Below are 21729 nucleotides of genomic sequence, written 5' to 3'. Positions count from 1 at the left end.
GAGGAACGGCAATGAAAAAGCGATTCACCGAAGAACAGATCATCGGCATCTTGAAGGAAGCCGAGGCTGGCCTGAAGCCGGCGGAGCTGTGTCGCAAGTACGGCATCTCGGAAGCGACCTACTACAACTGGAAAGCGAAGTTCGGCGGGATGACGGTCTCCGAAGCTCAGCGCCTGAAGGAACTGGAGCAGGAGAACAGCAAGCTCAAGCGACTGTTAGCCGAATCGATGCTCGACAACGCCGCGCTGAAGGACCTGCTGGCTCGAAAGTAGCAAGCCCGCAGGCCAAGCGCGAAGCGGTCCGGATATTGATGACCGAACGTGCCATGGGTGTTACCCGGGCCTGCGGGCTGGTAGGGATTTCGCGCTCGCTGTTCCACTACGAATCACGCCGCCGAGTTGATGACGAAGCGCTGACTGGCCGGATGATGGCCATCGCCGCGCAGAAGCGCCGCTACGGCTATCGCCGGATTCACGTGCTGTTGCAGCGGGATGGCTGCTTCGCCAACCACAAGCGCATCTGGCGCCTGTACAGCAAGGCGGGGCTGAGCGTGCGCAAGCGGCGACGCAAGCGTATTGCGGCTGTCGAGCGCACGCCGCTGCCGTTAGCAACAGGCCCGAATCAGAGCTGGTCGATGGACTTCGTTTCTGACGGGCTGGCCTATGGTCGGCGGTTTCGATGCCTGAACGTGGTCGACGACTACACGCGCGAGTGCTTGGCCATCGAGGTCGATACTTCGCTGCCGGGCCTACGAGTGCAGCAAGTGCTCGAGCGGCTCAAGGAGATGCGAGGCTTACCCGCATCCATCACGGTCGACAACGGGCCGGAGTTCGCTGGTAAGGTGCTGGATGCATGGGCCTACGAAGCCGGTGTCACGCTGTCGTTCATTCGGCCTGGCAAGCCGGTGGAGAATGCCTATATCGAGAGCTTCAACGGGCGGTTCCGCGATGAATGCCTGAACGAGCACTGGTTCGTCTCAATGCGCCACGCCAAGCGGCTGATTGAGGAATGGCGTATCGAGTACAACACCGAGCGGCCTCATAGTTCACTCGGCTATCTGACGCCGGTGCAGTTCGCGCGGGCGCACGATGCAAAGCAGCAGTTTTTAACCTCGGACTCTAACTGCGGTTCGGACTAAAACCGGGGGCAGGTCAAGAACTACAATGAGAGGTCAGTTATGAAGTCACGCGAGCGCGATGAAGAGGCGCAAAAGGCATTTGACGAAATCCGTGATGTAGTCGGTGAACTCGAGGCGTCCTACTGGGTACCACTTCTATCCGATCCATTCGATGCGCTTAATAAAATGCTTGAGGGTTTGGCTGGTGATGCAACTCCGCTGGAGCAGCCGTTTCGTGCATTCGTTTCCAACTTGAGAGCAGCAAAGGACTTGTTGGATTTCCCCTATTTGCTTATGGCTCCATTTTTAATTGGTGACTCGGACGCGAATCGACGACTTCAAGAATTGAAGGCCGCTGGAGCCAATCCTGCAGACGAAGATTTTTTGGGCGAGAATTTAGAATTTACCCATCTATTGGTTTCAACAGTTCTTCGGAAAAGTAATGATCATCTGAAGAAACAGCGACCAGAGCTGCTAAATCGTCTAATGCATCAGGCTTGTTTGCTGACCTGGGGAGCATTCGAAGTTTATTGCAAGGATGTATTTATTGCTGCCTTGAATAAGCGACCTGATTTATACGGTGTCATCGCAAAAAATCAGAGGCTAAAGGAGCGATTCTCCATTGCACAAGGGGCTTGGCCAAATATACTGGAAAAAAATGCTTATGATCTGACGGGTAAGCTCGGTACCATCATTGGGGTTGACCGCGACTTCAGTTCCCCCCAACTGCTAAAGGATTTATTCCCCGTATTATTTGCTGAACTTGGAGCGCCCGACGAATTTCTTCGCGTCTTCGAGTCGCCGGAATTGTGGCTCGTGGGTCAGCGCAGGCATTTGATAGCCCACCGGTGTGGCATTGTTGATGCTGAGTATGTGAGAAAGTGCAATGACTCATCTCAGGAAATCGGTCGTCTTCTTTTCTTAAGAGGACGAGATCTCGCGGAAAGCTTGTCCGTCGTCGCTCGGGCGGCGTCATTCCTTTACGGGGCTGCTCGGCGTTGCTGGATCTGCCCTCCTGTATCTGACGATCTGCAGCCGGTGGCGTAAGCGCTTGTCACATGGACGTACTTTCGGTGGCTACCTTTCCGCAATCGCTTGTACGAGCTGTACCGAGTGACCACTACCGGCATACGTGAAAGCAGTCACTGCGTCCGCTCGAGTCCGAACGGCCACTTCGGGTCGCCAAGAGTCCTTCGCGTGGTTCCACAACGGCCACTCAGTGTCGCGCGTGGCTGGTTGCAGACATCGCCAAACGGACGATAGCAAGATAAGTATTCTTATCACAACGCCTGCATTTCGAATCCAAACTCGGATTCTCCAGGATCAGCCGCACCCTCTCCCCGAGAGTCGATGCAGCCGAACCTCCCTCGCCCTACCCGGCCACCCCACGACCGGTCAACACCGCGCGTTCATCGCCCGATCGGCAACCCGGTCGGCTCGATCCATCCGAGCCAGTACGCAAGCAACAGCGACAGAAACAGCGTGATCGACAGACCCACGCGCGCCGCGAGCGACCAGACCATCCGCTTGCTCTTGCCCCGATCGTGATTCATGAAGTACAGCGCGGAAACCAGGCTGCCGATAATCAGAACGAATGCCACCGCGACCAGCAGAGTTTTCATGGTTGATGCCCGGGAAGTTCGGTGTCGGACTGAACCTGTTCGGCCAGCCTGCGTCGCTCCGTGTCGACGTCGCCGACGCCGGTCGTCGGCCAGTCGAGCGCGACGCCGTTGCCCAGCGAATCGCGCACGAGCGTCTGGTAGTTCCGGTCGTTGATCTGGCCGTCGTCCATCGCATCGGCGATCTCGCGCCTGAACGGCAGAGGGAAACTCGCGTACGTGCGCGACAACGCCGCGTACTGTCTCGCGTCGATCTCCTTCGACGTCGGAATGACGGTCCAGATCACGACGGCGACGATCGCGAGGAACGGGATCGCCGTGTAACGAAGAATGAACTTGATGGGTGTCATGAAGCAGTAGTCGAAATCATCGTGCCCGCGGGATGCACCGGGATCGGCGGGCGCGCCCGATGGCACTGCATGCCGACCGGAGCGCGCGGTCGCCCGCCCGGAAACGCACCGCACATGGCGCAATCGTGACACGAACGGCCGATGTCGGCGCGCGCCCCGATCGAGCAATCCCCGTGCGCACCGAAGCTGCCGTCACAACCGGTCAGCCGGGCCGGCGCGTAGCCGTGGATGGGCTCGGCTCCAGACCGCGCGCAGCCGCAGATCGCGCCATCCCTAAATCGGGACGCAACACCGCTGCATTATTGCACTTAAAGCACAATCAAGCTAACAGAACATGATAATGACGTTATCATGTCAGCAACATGATTCCCGAAGTTCCGGCGCGTCGCGCCACCGGCCCGGCCGGCGCGCCACGCCGGCCGTCACACGTCGATGCCCGCGTTTCACGGCGATTGAGCGAACCCCTATGCCAGCGCAGTACTTCCGAAGCCTGACGGGAAAACACCGCAGCGCGACCGCGAACCGTCAGCTCGGTTTTTCGCTCGCCTTCGTCGCCGGCGCGACCAACGCCGGCGGCTTCCTCGCGGTCAGGCAATACACGTCGCACATGAGCGGCATCGTGTCGGCGATCGCGGACCAGACCGCGCTCGGCGACGTCCGTCTCGCGCTGGCCGGCATCAGCTCGCTCGCGTCGTTCCTGGTCGGCGCCGGCTGCTCGGCGATGCTCGTGAACTGGGGGCGTCGCCGCGGGCTGCACAGTCAGTACGTGCTGCCGCTGCTGGTCGAGGCGATGCTGTTGCTGCTGTTCGGCATGCTCGGCAGTCACCTCGCGCTGTGGGAGGCGTTCTTCGTGCCGGTGACGGTGATCCTGCTCTGCTTCATCATGGGCCTGCAGAACGCGACGATCACGAAACTGTCGGGCGCGGAAATCCGCACGACGCACATGACCGGCATCGTGACCGATCTGGGCATCGAGCTCGGCAAGCTTTTCTACTGGAATCGTTCGGCCGTCGTCGTGGACGCGCATGCGGTCGTCGCGAACCGCTCGAAGCTGAGGATTCATGCGACCATGCTGACGTCGTTCTTCGTCGGCGGCCTGGCCGGCGCGATCGGCTTCAAGCACGTCGGCTACGTATCGACGGTGCCGCTCGCCGGCGTGCTCGTCATGCTCGCGATCGTACCGGTCGTCGACGACCTGCTTGCGCATTTCGACAGCAGGCCCTGAACCGGCGCGATATACGGCGGGGTGTCAAGCGGGAAGTCCGAGGCCTGGAGAGGTCGGCCCACACCGACAGGCGGCGGCGCTCCAGCGTGGCGCCGCCAGCAAATGCATTATAATTTGATTAACATATCTGCCGCGCCACTCACCGCAATGGAAACGAAAACCGCCCGCCTGACCGTCCTGATCGATCCCGCCAAGAAAGAAGCCTTCGACATGCTCTGCGCGGAGCAGGATCTCACGCCGTCGCAAGTCGTGCGGCAACTGATCCGTGAATATCTCGAACGTCACGGCGTGACCTACAAGACCAAGAGCGCGCTCGGCAAGCGGGTCAAGTAACGCCCGCGGCGCCCGTCACGGGCCGATTTCCCAGCGTCCGTGGCCCGGGCCGCGCCACGTCAATTTCGCGGGATCGATGCTCTCCCCCGCCTTCAGCCGTCGCGCAATCGACACCAGCCCGAGGTTTCCGGCAAAGCCGAACGACATCGCGCGCTCGAGCAGGATCCGCATCGACGGCAGGCGGCGCTCGCCGTTCCACGCGAACGCGACGAAGTTGCTGCCCTCGCCGCAGCGCACCAGCGCGTACGACGCGCCGAATAGCGATCGTAGCCGCTCGATATGCGCCGGCAGCGCCGGATCGTCGTCCGTGAAGTTGATCGCGAGCACCCCCGCGTCGCTCAGGCGCGCGCGGCACGCCGCAAAGAACGCGCGATCGGTGCAGCGGTCCGGCATCCCGTCCGCCGCAAACGCGTCGTGCAGGATCGCGTCGGTCCGCACGTCCGCTCTCGCCACGTAATCCGCGCCGTCGGCACACACCACGCGAAAGCGCGCATCGTCCGCCGGAATCCGGAATACGTCGCGCAGCGCGATCACGTCCGGGTTGATTTCGACCGCGTCGATCGCCGCGCCCGGCAGATGCCGGTAGCAGAACTTCGCGAGCGAGCCGCCGCCGAGCCCCAGCATGCAGATGTGCGCGGGCGCCGGCTGCAGCAGCAGAAAGCCCATCATCACGCGCGTATAGCCGAGCGCGAGCGCGGACGGATCCTTCAGCGACATGAAGCTCTGCGTCGCCAGATGATCGAAGTGCAGCGAAATCGCGTGCCGCGTTTTCAGCACGAACGGCTTTCCGTCGCGCAACGGCGTCGACAGGAACCGGACGAACGCGTCGTACGATGCGCGATCCGCGTTCATGTGCGCCCTGCGCCCGTTGCCCCGCGGCCGACGCGATCCTGCCCGGCGAGCGCGTTCATCAGACCTTCTTCAGGAAACAGGCCTTGAGCATGAAGCTGCCGGCGTCCGTCCGGCAGTCGATCTCGTGATCGCCGCCGACGACGCGGATGCTCCTGACCTTCGTGCCCATCTTCAGCGTGATCGACGAACCCTTGACGCGCAAATCCTTGATCAGCACGACCGAATCGCCGTCCGACAGCACGTTGCCGTTCGCGTCCTTCACGATATCGCGGGCCGACTCATCGTCCGCTTCGGCGGCGGTGCCCGGCGACCATTCATGACCGCAGTCCGCGCATACGTACAGCATGCCGTCCGGGTAGGTGTTTTCCATCGCGCATTGCGGACATGAAGGGGCGACGTTCATTGCAGCTTCCATTGGGAGGGTTTCGAGCCAGCCGGCAAAAGAGCCACGCCGGACGGAAAATGTCGAACATTATAATACAATACACATATTGTTACCCACGCATTACCATCTTCGCATCGACGATTTTCACCGCACTTGGCAGCGGCTTCCGCGGGGATGGCGACATGTTTCGATGAGCGGATGCATTGCACCTGTCCGATCTCATGCGGCGCAGCCTGCGCTTCTAAAGTGGCGTCGCCCCGAATCAACGGATGCCGACTTTCGGCTTCTTCCAGCCATCCCCGCTACCGGGGCCGCGATCGAACGCAGCGATCGCAACACACTTCGCATCGGCCCCCATGGGTTCTGCAAGGCTCGCGGCGGTGACGGCCGCGACGCCGTTTCTGCGGTATCGTTTCGGCACCCGGCGCGCGACGGCTTCGCGCGCCGCCCTTTCCTGCCGATGGAACGCCCGATGACGAACGCCCTGCCGCCCGTTTCCGCCCCGCCCGTTCTCGATACGCCGCGCCTCGTCCTCGCCGGCCATCCGCTCGGCGACTTCGATGCGCTCGCGGCGATGTGGACGGAACCGCGCGTCGTCGCGCACATCTTCAACGGCCAGCCGTCGACGCCGCGCGACTCGTGGATGCGCCTGCTCGCGTATCGCGGGCTATGGCCGCTGCTCGGGTACGGCTACTGGGCGATCCGCGAAAAGGCGTCGGGACGCTACGTCGGCGATCTCGGTTTCGCCGATTTTCATCGCGCGGTCGAGCCGTCGATTCGCGGCGTGCCGGAAGCGGGCTGGGCGCTCGCGAGCTGGGCGCACGGCAAAGGCTATGCGACCGAAGCGCTGACGCATGCGCTCGCGTGGCTCGACGCGCAGCACCGGTTCGAACGCAGCGTCTGCCTGATCGCGCCGACCAACGTCGCGTCGATCCGCGTCGCGGAGAAAGCCGGCTACGCCGATCCGGTGCGCATCCGCTTCAACGACGCCGATTCGCTGCTGTTTTCGCGCGCGTGCCGCTGAGCGCACGCGCCGCGGCGCCCGTCGCATCGCGCCCGCTGCCGCGCTATCGCACCTGTCGCGACGCGCTCGCGCCGACGGCTGCCGCATCCGCGCGCGCGCCGGCGTCGGCCGACTCGCCGCCCGCCTGCCAGCCGCCGCCGAGCGCCTTGTACAGCGCGACGAGGTCGGTGGTCGTCTGCAGCGCGCCCTGCACCGCCTGTTGTCGCCCCTCCGACCACTGCCGCTCGGCGTCGAGCACGTCGAGGAACGGCGACAGCCCTTTCCGGTAACGGTCGCGCGCGAGATCGAGCGCGCCCTGCTCGGCGCGCACCGCATCGTCGAGCGCCGCCGCGCGCGTCTGGTCGGTGCGATAGACGGCCAGCGCATTGTCGACGTCGCGCAGCGCGACGAGCACGGCCTGCCGGTAGGCGAGCGCCGCTTCGGCCTCGCGCGCGCGGGACAGCCGCAGGTTCGACACCAGCGCGCCGCCGGAGAAGATCGGCAGCGACACGGCCGGCCCGAACGCATAGAACAGGTGCGACCAGTGCGCCAGCTCGCGCACGTGCGTCGAGCGCAGGCCGACCTGCCCCGTCAGCGACACGTCCGGATAGAACTGCGCGACCGCGACGCCGACGTCGGCGGTCGCCGCATGCAGCTCGGCCTCCGCGCGCCGGATGTCGGGGCGGCGGCGCGCGAGCGTCGACGGCAGCCCGACCGGCACCGCGGGCGGCACGCGCGGCAGTGCGCCGGGCGTGTCGAGCCAGTCGTCGAGCGCGCCGGGCGCGCCGCCGACCAGATACGCGAGCCCGTTTCTCAACAGCGCGATCTGCTGGTCGAATTGCGGCACCTGCGCACGGATCTGCGCGAGGCGCGCGTCGGCGCTGCGCACGTCGAGATCGCTCGCGAGGCCGTGCGCGGCCTGCTCGCGCGTCAGGTCGAGCAGTTCGCGCTGCGAGCGCGCGAGCTCGTCGGTCAGCGCGCGTTCGGCCTGCGCGCCGCGCAGTTGCAGATAGGTTTGCGCAACCTCGGCCTCGAGCGACAGCAGCGCGTCGTCGCGGCTCGCGACGGCCGCGCTCGCCTGCGCACCGGCCGCCTCGACCGAACGCCGCACGCGCCCGAACAGATCGAGCTCCCACGACGCGTCGAACCCGGCCTGCCACAGATTGACCGGCGCTTCGAGCGCATCGAGTGCGCCGCGCGCGCCCTGCTGCGCGCTCGCGCCGGTGCCGGGCCCGAAGCGGTCGAGCGGCGAGCCCGGCGCGCCGAGCCGATCGACCCGCTGGTCGAGCCCGCTGTCCTCGACGATGCCTTTTACGCCGAGCTGCTCGCGCTGATAGCTCGCGCTCGCACGCACGTCCGGCAGGCCCTGCGCGGCGGCCGCGCGCACCTGCGCGCGCGCCTGCGCGATGCGCGTCACCGCCGCCTGCACGTCGAGGTTGTCGCGCGCTGCGCGTTCGACGAGCCGGTCGAGCAGCGGATCGCCGAACGCGCGCCACCAGCGCGGGTCGGGATCGGCGTCGGTCACCGGCGACGACGTGCGCGGCGCCTGCGATGCGGAGGCGGCCGAAGCGGGCGCCGCAGCGGCGGCGTCCGCCGCGCGCAGGTCGTGCCAGCCTGCCGGCACGTCGGCCTGCGGCGGCCTGAAATCGGGCCCGACGGTACAGGCGGCCAGCGCCGCGCCGGCCGCGAGCGCGCCGGCGAGCCTGCGCACCGCGCGCGGCGGACAACGACGAGCGGCGTGCACGTTCATCTCAATGCCCTCCCGCGCCGCGCGCGGCCTTCGCCGGCGTAAACAGGAACGTCAGCGGAATGCAGGCGGCGCAGAACACCGCGAGCAGCGCGAACACGTCGATATACGCGAGGATCGTCGCCTGCGAGATGAAGGTTTCGTACAGCCGCCCGGTGGCCGTCTGCAGCGCGGCGGCCGGCGGGCTGCCGGAGAGCTCGCCGATCGCGCGCGCATTGTCGTGCAGCGCATCCTGGAAGTTCTGCGACAGCGGCGACGCATGCACGGACAGATGCGCCATGCGCGCCTGCGTACGCTCGCGGATCAGCGCGGTGGACACCGAGATGCCGATCGAGCCCGCGACGTTGCGGAACATCGTGAACAACGCGGACGCGTCGTCGTTGAGCCGCTGCGGCACGGTCAGGTACGCGAGCGTCGTGATCGGCACGAACATGAAGCCGATCGCGAGCGACTGCGCGCAGCGGATCATCACGAGATGCCGGTAGTCGATGTCGGGCACGAGCAGGCGCGAATACGCGAGCGCGGCCGCGAGCAGCACGAAGCCGAAGCCGACCAGATAGCGCGTCTGCACGTGGGGCATCAGGCGGCTCACCAGCGGGATCTCGAGCGTGATCAGCAGCGCGCCCGGCGACAGCACGAGGCCGGCGAGCGTGGCCGTATAGCCGAGATGCTGCTGCGCAAGCTGCGGCACGATCACCGCGCTGCCGTACAGCACGGCCGCGAACGTCGCGATCGTCACGCAGCCGAGCGCGAAGTTGCGGTCGCGCAGGCACGACAGATCGACGACCGGCCGCCTGGTGCGCAGCAGCCACAGCGTCGCGCCGACGAGGCCGAGCGCCGACAGCGCCGCGAAGATCCGGATGAAGGTCGAGCCGAACCAGTCATCGTCCTCGCCGCGATCGAGCATCACCTGCAGGCAGCCGAGCCCGATCGCGATCAGCCCGATCCCGACGTAGTCGATGCTCAGGCCGCGCGTCGCGCCGCGTCGCCACGGCGGATCCTCGACCAGCTGCATCACGGCGAGCACCGTCAGCACGCCGATCGGCACGTTCAGCAGGAACACCCAGCGCCACGAGAAATGATCGGTGATCCAGCCGCCGAGCGTCGGCCCGAGCACCGGCGCGACGACGATCGCGACCGCCGAGATCGAGAACGCGCGGTTGCGCTGCTCGGGCGGAAACGTGTCGAGGATGATCGACTGCTGGTTCGGCTGCAGGCCGCCGCCGAACAACCCCTGCAGCACGCGGAACACGATCAGTTCACCGAGGTTGGTCGCGACGCCGCACAGGAACGAGCAGACCGTGAACGCGGCGATGCAGATCACGAAATAGCGCTTGCGGCCGAACAGGCGCCCGAGAAAGCCGGAAATCGGCAGCACGATGCCGTTCGCGACCAGGTACGAGGTCAGCGTCCAGGTCGCCTCGTCGTAGCTCGCCGACATCGTGCCGGCGATATGCGGCAGCGCGACGTTGACGATGGTCGTGTCGAGCACTTCCATGAACGCGGCAAGCGTGACGACGATCGCGACCAGCCACGGGTTCGCGGCCGGCCGCCAGCCGCCGTCGGGCGACGCCGGTCGGTCGGGCGGCCGGTTCATCGGCGGGCCCTGCCGGAAACGAACGGCGCAGGGATGTCGGGCATCGATGGGCTCCGGTTGGCTGCCGGCCGCCGCGCGGCGCGTCGACGGCCGGTCATTTCAGGTGGACGGTCGGCTCGACCGACAGGCCGAGGCCGAGCGGCGGATTGCGCGGCGGCGGACCGTCGAGCACGATCTTCACCGGCACGCGCTGCACGATCTTCACGAAATTGCCGGTCGCGTTCTCGGCCGGAAACGCCGAGAAGCGCGCGCCGCTGCCGAGCTGGATGCTGTCGACGCGGCCGTGCAGATCGAGATCGGGATACGCGTCGACCGATACGTCGACGCGATCGCCGATGCGCATCCGTTCTAGCTGCGATTCCTTGAAGTTCGCGGTGATCCACACGCGCGGCGTGACGATCGAGAAGATCACCGTGCCGGGCTGCAGGAACGAGCCGAGCTGCACGTTGCGTCGCGTGACCCAGCCGTCGGACGGCGCGCGCATCTCGCAGTACGACAGGTTCAGCTCGGCCTGCTCGAGCTGCGCGCGCGCCTGCAGCACCTGCTGGCGGCGCTCCTCGACCGCCGTCTCGGCCTGCCGGATCTGCTGCGGCACGAGGCTCGCGGTGCGCGCCTGCGCTTGCGCCATCGCGACGTTCGCATCGGCGGTCGCGCGCTGCGCATCGGCCGCATCGATCGCCTGCTGCGACGTTGCGCGCGCATCGACCGCGCGCTGCCGCTCCTGCGCGGCGTACGCCTGGCGATACGCGGCTTCGGCCGATTCGATCTGCGCGCGCGCCTGCCGGTACTGCGCGGGGTACTGCACGCGCGCGATGTCGAGCTGCACGCGCGCCGCGTCGAGCTGCGCCTGCGCAAGGCCGAGCTGCGCCTGCGCCGCGTCGACCTGCGCGCGATAGTCGCGCGGATCGATCGCGACCAGCAGGTCGCCGCGATGCACGAAGCTGTTGTCGTCGACGGCGAGGCGCGTCACGTAGCCCGACACGTGCGGCGCAACGCTTACCGCGTTGCCGTCGGTGTACGCGTCGTCGGTGCTTTCCTGGTTGCGCGTCATGAGCCACCAGACCAGCGCGCCTATGACCAGCACGACCAGCACCGCGCCGAGGATGATCAGCGGCTTGCGGCCCGGCCGCTTGCGCTCGCCGCCGTCGCCGGAGCCGTCTCCGTCGCCGCCGGTGCGGCCGCCGCGATCGTCGTGCGGATGATCGTCTCCGCCACCGCCGCCGGGCGCGTCGGTGCGACGCTCGTCGCCGCGATGCGATCCGTCGGGCGCGCCGTTGCCGTGGTCCGTGCCGCCGTCGCCCGCTCGCGCGCGCATCGACGGCACGGGATCGGCGCTGCGCCGGCCGGCCGGCGCGTCGGCCGTGCGCCACGTGTCGCCGCACGACGGCGCACGCGGCGACGCGGCGCGATTGCGCGCGCGAACAGGCAACAGGGACACGGTGACATCGGACATCGAACGGCGCTCCAGTCGGCGGCCGCGCGCGTCTCGCGATGCGCCGGCCTCATCGCCGGCGATCGGAGCAAGCGACGCGCCCGGCGGCGTGCCCGATGCCGCTACTCGCCCTTCGCCTTGCCGCTGACCGCGGCGATCGGCGCCTCCGGTTCGCGCGCGAGGCCTTGCGCGAACATCTTCAGCCCTTCCAGCAGCGGCGTGAGCGCTTCCCACAGCGCATCGTCGTGCAGCAGCCGGTACGCGCCGCGCACGCCGGGCGCGACGTGCTCGTGCTGCGACGGCTGCCATGCGCCGACATGATGCAGCGCATCGGCGGCCGCGAACGCGACCTTGCCGAACTGCTCGGGCGGCACGCGCGACAGCGCCATCACCAGCATCGCGAGATTCTGCACGCCGGTCTGCATGCCGGGCTTGTCGAGCGTATCGACGAGCACTTCGGCGATCCGCGCGTTCGCGCTGACGACGTCGTTCGCGATGCGCAGGAAGCCGTGCCGGTGCAGGCTGCCGAGCAGATGCTCGAGCGCGTCGTGCGCGCCGGGCTCCGTCGGCGAGGGCGGGACATCATGAAGCGGGCGTTCGTCGGCCATGGCTTGCCTCCCTTGCTGGGTGCGGGTTGCACGTCGTGCGCAAGCGTGCTGCCCGCACGGCGTAGTGGATCGACCGCGGGCCGTCCGCCGGCGGAGCGGCCCGGCGAAGCGACGGACCGCATTTCCGCGCCGGCGGCGGCGCGCGCCGGAAGCGGATTCCGGCGCGGCATCGAACCGGCGCGGCGCCGTGAACGAAATGACAATGGCTTGAAAAATGCGGACAGTGACCGTCGTGCAATAAACCGGGATCGATGGCCGCATCGCCATGCGCACGTCACGCCGCGTCGGCCGGCAGATCGTCGGCCGTGTCGCGCGCGCGGTGCTCGACGTCGACCTCATTCTCGCGCGCACCGGCGCGCTTCGCCAGCTTCTGGTAAGCCTGCGCGAGCCGCGTCAGCTCGTCTTCGGACGCGTCCTCGATGCCGATCAGCCGGTCGCTGGCCGAACGCGTCGCAGCGACCAGTTCGTCGAGCTTCAGGTGCAGCGCGACGCTGTCGCGGTTCTGGTTCCGCTGCAGCAGAAACACCATCAGGAACGTGATGATCGTCGTACCGGTATTGATGACGAGCTGCCACGCATCCGAGTAGTGGAACAGCGGCCCGCTGACGAGCCACGCCACGGTCACCGCGACGGCCGAGCCGAACGCGATCGGCGAACCGGCCCAGACCGTCACGCCCGACGCGAAGCGCTCGAACGCCCGGGTGACGGGCTGCGCCGGCGCGCATGGCCGGGTGTCGTCCTGCTCGTTGAGGTCCGGCCGGACGCCGGATGGATCGTTCGATTCACGCATGACGCCTCCCGGATGCGATGGATCGCGGCACACGGCGCCGGACCGGGCGCCGCGCACGGCACCGGACACCAAGCCAGCCCGCTGCCGGCGAGCGAACAAGCATCGATCGTGCCCGCAGGCGCCTACCGCGCCGCGCCGTGCTGCTTCTGCCAGCGCTCCATCTGCGCGATCTCGTCGCGCTGCGCGGCCACGATCCGGCTCGCGAGCTGACGCATCGCCGGATCCTTCCCGTATTTCAGCTCGACCTGCGCCATGTCGATCGCGCCCTGGTGATGCGGCGCCATATGCGCGACGAAATCGCGATCGGCGTCGCCGGTGTAACGCGCGTCGTCCATCGCTTCCATCATCTTGCGGTCGGCGCGCCGGTACGCCTGCGTGGAGGTATCGGGAACGGCGACGGGATCGGGCGGGCGCAGCTGCGCCGAGGCCGGCAGCGCGGATGCGCAGGCCACGAAGGTCGTCAGCGCGGCGCTGCGGCGCAGGGTTCGGCGATTGAACGGTTGCATGAAACGACTCCTCGAAGATCGCGCGGTGGCGGTCACGCCGGCATTTCGCCGATCGTGCTGCAGCGGGTTGCGGCCGACGCGCATCGGCCCGCACCCGGCACGCTCAGCGCCACCGCGCGCGGGCATGCCCTTCCCCGCGCGCGACGAGCGCGCGGATGCGATCGGCGGTACGGCACGCGATCGCCTGGATCGTCAGCGACGGATTCACGCCGCCGGTGGTCGGAAACACCGAGCCGTCGCAGATCCACAGGTTCGGCATGTCCCAGCTGCGGCAATCGGCGTCGACGACGCTCGTCGCCGGATCGTCGCCCATTCGCGCGGTGCCCGCGAGATGACAGGTGTCGTCCTGCTCGTGCCAGATGTCGCGCGCGCCGGCGGCTTCGAGCGACTGCGCCATCTGCGCGAAGGCATGACGGATCATCCGCCGGTCGTTGTCGTCGTATGCATAGGTGACGCGCGCGACCGGCAGCCCGAACGCGTCGCGCTCGTCGGCGAGCGTCACGCGGTTGTCCGCACGCGGCAGCGTCTCGCCGACGATCTTCAGCCCCGCCTGGAAGTTGTAGCGCGCCATCTCGCGCTTCAGCGCGTCGCCCCACAGCCCGCGCGCGGCGAGCTTGCGCGCCCATTCGACCGGCAGCGGCCCCTGGCTCATCCAGCAATAGCCGCCGAAGAAATCCTTGCCGTCATCCGCGTAGTTCCAGTGCTCGGTCAGCGACAGCGACGGCGGCCCCTTGTACCAGCGCACCTGGTCGTCCATCGTGCCCCACGACGCCTGGTTCAGCTGCGCCATCAGATAGCGGCCGACCAGCCCCGAGCTGTTCGCGAGCCCTTGCGGATGCTGCCCGTTCGCCGACAGCAGCAGCAGGCGCGGCGTCTCGATCGCGTAGCCGGCGACGACGACGTTGCGCGCACGCTGGAAATGCGCGCGGCCGTCGCGCCGGTAGTGCACGCCGGTCACGCGCTCGCCTTCGGCCTCGATGCGCAGCGCCATCGCGAGATCGCGCACTTCCGCGCCGGCCGCGACCGCGCGCGGGATCCAGGTGACGAGCGCGCTCTGCTTCGCATTGGTCGCGCAGCCGGCGATGCAGAAGCCGCGATACACGCACGGATGCGCGCGGCCGCGCGGCGCGGACAGCGTCGCGAGCGGCGTCGGCGTCCAGTCGATGCCGAGCGCCTCGGCGCCGCGCGCGAGCACCAGCGCGGCCGCGTTCAGCTCGTGTGCGCGATACGGATAGCGCGGGCGCGGCGGCCCCCACGGATAGCGCACCGGCCCACTGATCTTCAGCGCCTGCTCGACCTCGCGGTAGTAGCGCCACATCTCGCGCCAGTCGAGCGGCCAGTCGACGCCGTAGCCGAGCGCGCTGCGCGAGCGGAACCATTCGGGCCGAAAGCGCAGCGACACCATCGCGAAATGCACGGTGCTGCCGCCGATCGCGCGGCCGCTGTTGTTGGTGCCGAGCGTCAGCGGATCGGCGCCGTCGCAGATCCGTTCGTCGGTCCAGAACAGCTTGCGCTGGTGCGCCTCGTCCGACGCGAATTCCTCGAGCGGCCGCCACCATGCGCCCGCATCGAGCGCGACGACCGAATAGCCGTACTCGGCGAGCTTGCACGCGAGCGTGCCGCCGCCGGCGCCGGTGCCGACGATCACGAAGTCGACGGGATCGTCGTCGCGGAACATCCGCATCGGCGACCAGCCGCCGACGCGCAGCGGGTCCGGCGCGCGGCCGTCGCGCCCGCGCGGCGTCGACGCGGACAGCGGATCGTCAGCGGCCATCGTCGTCGCCCTCCACGCGCGCTTCCCACGGGTCGCGCCGGTTGAAGTCCATCCGCACGTAGCCGCGCGGACTCGCCGGGCCGCCGAAACCGATCTCGTTCCACGCGTACGGATGGCTGTAGTACGCGCCGCACAGATCCATCAGCACGCGCTTCGCGAAAAAGACCCGCGGGTCCATGCCGGCCCAGTCGCGGCGGTCCGCCTCGGCGATCTCGCCGTGCTGGACGGTGTGCAGCAGCGTATCGGCGGCGCCGGCCTCGAGCGACGCGAACGGGCGGCCGTGCGCGCGCTGCGCCATCGCGTCGAGTGCGGCGAGGCCGATGCGCCACGCGTCGCGCAGCGGCGGCAGGCGCGCGTCGCGAAAGCCGTCGCCTTCGTTCGCGGCGAGCCGCGCGTCGAGCAGCGCGGCGGTCGGCACCGCGCCGGCGCCGCCCGACGGCACGATGCGCGCACACAGCGCGCCGAGCGTCGCAAAGCGTTCGACGTCGAGATGGCGCGGCGCGGTCGCCGCGACCTTCAGCCGCGCGTCGATCGCGCGACGCGTGGCGTCGTTCCACGACGGCGTGTCGCGTTTCGCGAGCACGTCGTAGCCCGCATAGCGCGGCAGCGCGACCGGCTTGTCGTTCGCACCGTTCATCGCGCCTCCCGCTCGGCCAGCGCGGTCGCGGCCAGCCCGGCGATCGCGAGCGCGGTAAACGCCGGCGGCGCGGGCAGCGGCGGCCCCGACAGCAGGTTCTGCGACCAGTTGCGCCAGCCGCCCATCTGGCGCGCGACGCCGCGCGCGTGGAACGCGACGCCGACCAGCCCGAGCAGCGTCGTCGCGCGCATCCAGATCCGGCAGAAACGGCGCTCGCCGCGCGGTCGCGACAGCGCAATCTGCGCGGCCGCCAGCGCGGCAACCGGCGGCACGACGAGCGGCGCGAACATCGCGCGATGCTGGAACGCGCCGCGAAAATGCAGCAGCCCCACTTCGCCGAGCGTGCCCACCAGCCCTGCCGCGACCAGCGCGGCCAGCGCGCGGCCGGCCGGCAGCCCGGCCAGCGTCGGCGCGTCGCCGGGGCAGGCACGCACGCGCTCGCCCGCTGCGCCGAGCGCGCCCGACAGCAGCAGCGCGAACGGTGCCCCGAGCGGTGCGCCGTAGAACAGGTTGTGCCAGCTGAAGCCGCCCGGGCGCTTCGTCACGTTGTACAGATGGAACGCGGACCCGGCGACGCCGGCCGCCGCCGACGCGACGTGCACCGCGTCGCGCAGCCGATGGCGTGCGGGCGTATCGTCCGCATGACCGTGCACGCTCGCGATCACCGACAGCGTCGACATCACCAGCGGCGCGATCATCGCGCGATTGTGAAAGGTGCCGCGGTAGTGCTCGACGCCGCTGTCGGCCAGCACCGAGCCGGCCAGCAGCAGCGCGCTGCGGTTCAGCAGCCGCGCGGCGTCGAGCAGCAGGCGCTCGTCGCGGTCGCTCGCGCGGTGTCGGGCAAGTCGCATCGTTCCTCCTGGTTCGCTCAGATCGCGTAATCGGCCGCATCGGCGGCCCTGAATTCGAGGCCGAGCCCCGCGCGCGCGGCATCGATCTCGAGTGCGCCGTCGTGCAGGAACGGCGCGCCGTCGAACAGCATCCGCTCGATGCGCACATGGTCGTGAAACCATTCGACATGGCGCAGGCGCGGCGCGGCGCAGCCGACCTGCCGGTGCAGCGCGGGCGCGCAATGCGCGGACAGGTCGACGTGATGCGCATCGGCCAGCGCGGCCGCCGCGAGAAAGCCGCTGACGCCGCCGCAGCGCGTCGCGTCGGCCTGCAGCACGTCGATCGCGCCGGCCTCCAGCAGACGCCGGAAATCGTCGGGCGCATACGCGTACTCGCCGGCCGCGACGTCGATGCGCGGATCGACGCGTTCGCGCACGAAGCGCAGGCCGGCAACGTCGTCGCTGCTGACCGGCTCCTCGAACCAGCGGATCCCGAACGCGGCGGCCATGTCGGCGAACGCGAGCGCGGTGCGCGGCGCATAGGCGCCGTTCGCATCGACGAACAGGTCGACCTCGGCGCCGAGCGCGTCGCGCGCGACGCGCAGCCGCGCGGGGTCGCGCGCGTCCTGCGCGCCGATCTTGATCTTGCAGGCGCCGACGCCCTCGCTGCGCCAGCCGTCGAGCTGCGCGGCGAGCGTGCCCGCGTCGTAGGTCGTGAAGCCGCCGCTGCCGTATACCGGCACGCGTTCGCGCCGGCGGCCGAGCAGGCTCGCGAGCGGCACGCCGGCGAGCTTCGCCTTCGCGTCCCACAGCGCGACGTCGAGCGCCGAGATCGCGGTCGCCGCGATGCCGCCGCGCCCGAGATTGCGCACCGCGCGCCACATCGCGTCGACGGCGGCGGGAATATCGACGAGCGGGCGGCCGCGCACCGCGTCGGCCAGCAGTGTGCGCGCGAGCGGCGCGGCGCAGGCGTCGGTGTACGTATAGCCGAGCCCCGTCACGGGCCCCGCGTCGATCTCGACGACGACGATCGTCGTCGCGGTCCACGCGAGCGTGCCGTCGGCTTCGGGACGATCGGTCGGCACGCGGTACGCGCGGGCGCGCACGTCGCCGATCGCCGGGGCGGCGGAAAGCGCCATCGCGGTACTCCGGGAAGATGGGCCGTCATCCGGCATGCAGCGCGGGCATGCAACGCGCGTGCCCGGCGATGGCGCGCGGCACGCGCGTTGCGTCCTTCGGCTCGCATCGCCGCGCGCAACCGCAGGCCGGGCGCGGCTCATCCCGAACCAAGGAGAAACGGCATGGCGACAGTGGCGGATTTCATCGTCGAACGGCTGTACGACTGGGGCGTGCGCCGCCTGTACGGCTACCCGGGCGACGGCATCAACGGCTTCTTCGGCGCGCTGGCGCGCGCCGAGGGCAGGATCGAATTCATCCAGGCGCGCCACGAGGAGATGGCGGCCTTCATGGCATCCGCGCATGCAAAATTTACAGGCGAGCTCGGCGTGTGCGTCGCGACCTCCGGCCCCGGCGCCTCGCATCTGGTGACGGGCCTGTACGACGCGCGGCTCGACCACATGCCGGTGCTCGCGATCGTCGGCCAGCAGGCGCGTGCGGCGCTCGGCGGCCACTACCAGCAGGAAGTCGATCTCGCCGCGCTGTACAAGGACGTCGCGGGCGCGTTCGTGCAGATGGCGACGGTGCCGGGCCAGGTGCGGCACCTCGTCGATCGCGCGGTGCGCACCGCGCTCGGCGCGCGCACGGTGACGGCGCTGGTGCTGCCGAACGACCTGCAGGAACTCGACTACGCGCCGCCGAAACGCGCGCACGGCACCCTGCATTCGGGCATCGGCTACACGGCGCCGAAGGTGGTGCCCTATGCCGACGACCTGCGGCGCGCGGCCGACGTGCTCAATGCGGGCTCGAAAGTCGCGCTGCTGGTCGGCGCGGGCGCGCTCGGCGCCACCGACGAGGTGATCGCGGTGGCCGACCGGCTCGGCGCGGGCGCCGCGAAGGCGCTGCTCGGCAAGGCCGCGCTGCCCGACGACCTGCCGTGGGTCACGGGCCCGATCGGCCTGCTCGGCACGAAGCCGAGCTACGAGCTGATGACCGAATGCGACACGCTGCTGGTCGTCGGCTCGGGGTTCCCGTATTCGGAATTCCTGCCGAAGGAGGGCCAGGCGCGCGGCGTGCAGATCGACCTGAAGGCCGACATGCTGAGCCTGCGCTATCCGATGGAAGTCAATCTGGTCGGCGACAGCGCGGAGACCTTGCGCGCGCTGCTGCCGCTGCTGAACGAACGCCCCGACCCCGCATGGCGCGAGCGGATCGCGCGCTGGAACACGGCGTGGCGCGACACGCTCGCCGAACGCGCGGCCGCGAAGGCGAGCCCGGGGCGCGGCGTGAATCCGCAGCGCGTGTTTACCGAGCTGTCGCCGCGCCTGCCCGACGACGTGATCCTGACCAGCGACTCCGGCTCGTGCGCGAACTGGTTCGCGCGCGACCTGATGATGCGGCGCGGGATGATGGCGTCGCTGTCGGGCGGGCTCGCGTCGATGGGCGCCGCGGTGCCGTATGCGATCGCGGCGAAGTTCGCGCATCCGGTGCGGCCGGTGATCGCGATGGTCGGCGACGGCGCGATGCAGATGAACAACATGGCCGAGCTGATCACGGTCGCCAAGTACTGGCGGCAGTGGACCAATCCGCGCTGGATCTGCATGGTGCTGAACAACGAGGACCTGAACCAGGTCACGTGGGAGCAGCGCGTGATGGAAGGCGACCCGAAGTTCGACGCGTCGCAGCAGATCCCGAACGTGCCGTACCACCGCTTCGCGACGCTGCTCGGCCTGCAGGGCATCTACGTCGACGATGCGTCGCAGCTCGGCACCGCGTGGGACCAGGCGCTCGCCGCCGACCGGCCGGTCGTGCTGGAGGTGAAGACCGATCCCGAGGTGCCGCCGCTGCCGCCGCACGTGACGCTGCAGCAGGCCAGGCATTTCGCGCAGATGCTGATGAAGGGCGATGCGCGCGAGCACAACGTGATCGTCGAGACCGCGCGACAGGTGCTGTCGGCCGTATTGCCGGGCAACGGCGAGCATCGCGGCAAGTCCGATTCGTGACACGCGCGCGGGCGCGCAACGTCAGTCGATGTCGACGTCGTCGCGCCCGTTTCCGTGCAGCGCGAGCGCCGCATTGATGAGTCCGACCTGCCCGAGCGTGAACGGGAAATTGCCGCACATGCGCCGCGCATGCACGTCGTACTCCTCGGCCAGCAGCCCGACATCGTTGCGCAGCCCGAGCAGCCGGTCGAACAGCGCGTGCGCGTCGCGCTCGCGATGCTGCATCCGGTAGACCTGCACGAGCCAGAAGCCGGCCGCGACGAACGCGCCCTCCTCGCCCTCGCAGCCGTCGGCAAAGCGCGGCGGCCGATAGCGGAACAGCAGGTCGCCTTCGACCAGTTCGCGCTCGATCGCGGCGACGGTTGCCGCGACGCGCGGATCGCGCGCATCGAGCAGCCCGGTCAGCGGGATCAGCAGCAGGCTCGCGTCGAGCCCGTCGCCGCCGAAGCGGTCGACGAAGCGGCCGAGCCGCGCGTCGTAGCCGTGCGCGAGCACGTCCGCGCGAATCGCGTCGGCCCAGCGCCGCCACACGTCGAGCGGCGCGCGATGGCCGAACGCGCGCGCGGAACGGTACGCGCTCTCGACGGCGGCCCACACCATCACCTTCGACGACGTAAACGACTGCCGGCCGCTGCGCACTTCCCAGATACCCTCGTCCGGCTCGCGCCAGATCGTCGCGAGGTGTTCGAGCAGGCGCCGCTCGAGCGTCCACGCATTGTCGTCGGGCGCAAGGCCGTGACGGCGCGCCTGGTACAGCGCGCCGAGCACTTCGCCATACACGTCGAGCTGCTGCTGCTCGGCCGCCGCGTTGCCGAACCGGACCGGCCGCGCGCCTTCGTAGCCGGCCAGGTGATCGGCCGTCCATTCGTCCGCGCGGCGGCCGCCGTCGGCCGCGTACAGCACCTGCAGCTGCGACGGATGATCGGCGATCGCGCGCACCAGCCAGTCGCGCCAGCGCGCGGCCTCGTCGCGATAGCCGCAGCGCACCAGCGCACGCAGCGTGAAGCTCGCGTCGCGCAGCCAGCAGAACCGGTAGTCCCAGTTGCGGGCGCCGCCGAAGCGCTCCGGCAACGAGCTCGTCGGCGCCGCGACGATCCCGCCGGTACGCACGCTCGACAACAGCTTCACCGTGATCAGCGCGCGCTCGATCGCGTCGCGGTGCGGCCCGTCGGCCGTGTTGCGCGCGACCCAGGCGCGCCAGAACGCATGCGTGTCGCGCAGCGACGCATACGCGTCGGGCAGCGGCGGCGCACGGTCGTAGGAGCGCGCATAACCGATGCAGAAGTCGAGCCGCTCGCCAGCCGCGATGCGCGGCGTGCCGACCAGCCGGTCGCTTTCGACCTCCAGCGGCGCATCGGTGTCGAGCCACATCGCGTCGCCGCCCGTCATCATCCGCCAGCGTCGTCCGAAGCGGCGGCACCACGGCAGCGCGCGGCCGTAGTCGAAGCGCACGCCGAGATCGACGTCGAGATCGACCGTCCCGCGCTCGCCGCGCACGCTGCGGATCAGGCACGGCTCGGGCGCGGCCCAGCTCATCCAGTCGCTGAGCACGATGCGTCCCGATGGCGTATCGAAGGTCGTTTCGAGGATCGCGGTGCCGGGCAGGTAGCGCCGCGTCGCACGCACGCCCGGCCCGCGCGGCGCGATCCGGAAGCGGCCGTTGTCGGGCGTGCCGACCAGCGCCGCGAAGCAGGGCGGCGAGTCGAAGTCCGGCCAGCACAGCCAGTCGATGCTGCCGTCGCGCGCGACGAGCGCGGCGCTGCGGCCGTCGCCGATCAGTGCGTAGTCCTCGATCCGCATCGCGC

At 68.9% G+C, this 21729-nt stretch carries 21 protein-coding genes; 6 read left to right on the top strand and 15 right to left on the bottom strand.

The window, feature by feature from the left end; genetic code table 11:
* Positions 1-11 precede the first annotated feature (11 nt).
* Positions 12-1138, top strand: a protein-coding gene (locus WS57_RS15990; protein ID WP_419468979.1) for an IS3 family transposase whose coding sequence is annotated in 2 segments (ribosomal slippage) — positions 12-270 and positions 270-1138 — 1128 coding nt in all. Because the reading frame shifts where the segments join, the coding sequence is not laid out codon by codon here.
* Between the two features lie 39 nt (positions 1139-1177).
* A complete protein-coding gene (locus tag WS57_RS37105) occupies positions 1178-2164 on the top strand; it encodes a hypothetical protein (protein WP_155774313.1) in 987 nt (328 codons plus the stop codon).
* A 362-nt stretch (positions 2165-2526) separates the two neighbouring features.
* Here WS57_RS37105 and WS57_RS15985 read toward each other — a convergent pair whose 3' ends face one another.
* Together WS57_RS15985 and WS57_RS15980 are read right to left on the bottom strand one after the other, a co-directional pair.
* Positions 2527-2739, bottom strand: a complete 213-nt coding sequence (locus WS57_RS15985) for a twin transmembrane helix small protein (protein ID WP_009687166.1) — start codon at positions 2737-2739, stop codon at positions 2527-2529.
* Entirely contained in the window at positions 2736-3086 is a 351-nt protein-coding gene (locus tag WS57_RS15980) for a hypothetical protein (RefSeq protein ID WP_009687167.1), read from the bottom strand. Before WS57_RS15980 ends, WS57_RS15985 begins: the two co-directional genes overlap by 4 nt.
* A gap of 466 nt (positions 3087-3552) precedes the next feature.
* Here WS57_RS15980 and WS57_RS15975 point away from each other — a divergent pair, with 466 nt between their 5' ends.
* Both WS57_RS15975 and WS57_RS15970 read left to right on the top strand, forming a co-directional pair.
* Positions 3553-4311: a YoaK family protein gene (locus WS57_RS15975; protein ID WP_009687168.1), complete on the top strand. Its 759-nt coding sequence runs from the start codon at positions 3553-3555 to the stop codon at positions 4309-4311.
* Positions 4312-4458: 147 nt separating this feature from the next.
* A complete protein-coding gene (locus WS57_RS15970; RefSeq protein WP_009687169.1) occupies positions 4459-4644 on the top strand; it encodes a ribbon-helix-helix protein, CopG family in 186 nt (61 codons plus the stop codon).
* Positions 4645-4659: 15 nt separating this feature from the next.
* On the opposite strand, the gene WS57_RS15965 is transcribed toward WS57_RS15970, so the two are convergent.
* A complete protein-coding gene (locus WS57_RS15965; RefSeq protein WP_060249068.1) occupies positions 4660-5496 on the bottom strand; it encodes a hypothetical protein in 837 nt (278 codons plus the stop codon).
* A 58-nt stretch (positions 5497-5554) separates the two neighbouring features.
* Complete coding sequence (locus WS57_RS15960) at positions 5555-5899, bottom strand: zinc ribbon domain-containing protein YjdM (RefSeq protein WP_009687171.1); 345 nt, start codon at positions 5897-5899, stop codon at positions 5555-5557.
* A gap of 442 nt (positions 5900-6341) precedes the next feature.
* Between WS57_RS15960 and WS57_RS15955 the strand changes: the two genes are divergently transcribed.
* Positions 6342-6905 carry a GNAT family N-acetyltransferase gene (locus WS57_RS15955; protein ID WP_059517909.1) on the top strand — a complete coding sequence of 188 codons (564 nt, stop codon included), beginning with the start codon at positions 6342-6344 and terminating at the stop codon, positions 6903-6905.
* A 43-nt stretch (positions 6906-6948) separates the two neighbouring features.
* Here the strand turns inward: WS57_RS15955 and WS57_RS15950 are convergent, their stop codons facing one another.
* The 10 genes from WS57_RS15950 to WS57_RS15905 all read right to left on the bottom strand — a co-directional run bounded on the left by WS57_RS15950 (position 6949) and on the right by WS57_RS15905 (position 17944).
* Positions 6949-8634: an efflux transporter outer membrane subunit gene (locus WS57_RS15950; RefSeq protein WP_069244535.1), complete on the bottom strand. Its 1686-nt coding sequence runs from the start codon at positions 8632-8634 to the stop codon at positions 6949-6951.
* A gap of 1 nt (position 8635) precedes the next feature.
* Positions 8636-10228, bottom strand: a complete 1593-nt coding sequence (locus tag WS57_RS15945) for a DHA2 family efflux MFS transporter permease subunit (RefSeq protein WP_059517905.1) — start codon at positions 10226-10228, stop codon at positions 8636-8638.
* A 94-nt stretch (positions 10229-10322) separates the two neighbouring features.
* On the bottom strand, positions 10323-11681 hold the full coding sequence (locus WS57_RS15940; RefSeq protein ID WP_069244534.1) for an HlyD family secretion protein: 1359 nt from the start codon (positions 11679-11681) through the stop codon (positions 10323-10325).
* A 101-nt stretch (positions 11682-11782) separates the two neighbouring features.
* Positions 11783-12268 carry a hypothetical protein gene (locus WS57_RS15935; protein WP_009687070.1) on the bottom strand — a complete coding sequence of 162 codons (486 nt, stop codon included), beginning with the start codon at positions 12266-12268 and terminating at the stop codon, positions 11783-11785.
* 274 nt (positions 12269-12542) lie between these two features.
* Positions 12543-13058 carry a low affinity iron permease family protein gene (locus WS57_RS15930; protein ID WP_009687071.1) on the bottom strand — a complete coding sequence of 172 codons (516 nt, stop codon included), beginning with the start codon at positions 13056-13058 and terminating at the stop codon, positions 12543-12545.
* Between the two features lie 122 nt (positions 13059-13180).
* Complete coding sequence (locus WS57_RS15925; protein WP_009687072.1) at positions 13181-13564, bottom strand: DUF305 domain-containing protein; 384 nt, start codon at positions 13562-13564, stop codon at positions 13181-13183.
* 103 nt (positions 13565-13667) lie between these two features.
* Entirely contained in the window at positions 13668-15338 is a 1671-nt protein-coding gene (locus tag WS57_RS15920) for a GMC family oxidoreductase (RefSeq protein ID WP_069244533.1), read from the bottom strand.
* Positions 15328-15975 carry a gluconate 2-dehydrogenase subunit 3 family protein gene (locus WS57_RS15915; RefSeq protein ID WP_038455817.1) on the bottom strand — a complete coding sequence of 216 codons (648 nt, stop codon included), beginning with the start codon at positions 15973-15975 and terminating at the stop codon, positions 15328-15330. The genes WS57_RS15920 and WS57_RS15915 overlap by 11 nt, the downstream gene beginning before the upstream one ends.
* A complete protein-coding gene (locus WS57_RS15910) occupies positions 15972-16826 on the bottom strand; it encodes a hypothetical protein (RefSeq protein WP_060249072.1) in 855 nt (284 codons plus the stop codon). The genes WS57_RS15915 and WS57_RS15910 overlap by 4 nt, the downstream gene beginning before the upstream one ends.
* Before the next feature lie 17 nt (positions 16827-16843).
* A complete protein-coding gene (locus WS57_RS15905) occupies positions 16844-17944 on the bottom strand; it encodes an enolase C-terminal domain-like protein (protein WP_069244532.1) in 1101 nt (366 codons plus the stop codon).
* 162 nt (positions 17945-18106) lie between these two features.
* Between WS57_RS15905 and WS57_RS15900 the strand changes: the two genes are divergently transcribed.
* Positions 18107-19924, top strand: a complete 1818-nt coding sequence (locus WS57_RS15900) for a thiamine pyrophosphate-requiring protein (RefSeq protein WP_069244531.1) — start codon at positions 18107-18109, stop codon at positions 19922-19924.
* Positions 19925-19945: 21 nt separating this feature from the next.
* Here WS57_RS15900 and WS57_RS15895 read toward each other — a convergent pair whose 3' ends face one another.
* On the bottom strand, positions 19946-21724 hold the full coding sequence (locus WS57_RS15895) for a glycoside hydrolase family 15 protein (protein ID WP_069245429.1): 1779 nt from the start codon (positions 21722-21724) through the stop codon (positions 19946-19948).
* Positions 21725-21729 lie beyond the last annotated feature (5 nt).

Source organism: Burkholderia pseudomultivorans (genome assembly GCF_001718415.1).
Taxonomy (GTDB): domain Bacteria; phylum Pseudomonadota; class Gammaproteobacteria; order Burkholderiales; family Burkholderiaceae; genus Burkholderia; species Burkholderia pseudomultivorans_A.
The sequence above is the reverse complement of the archived record's forward strand: the minus strand, read 5'-3'. Positions and strand labels throughout refer to the sequence as shown.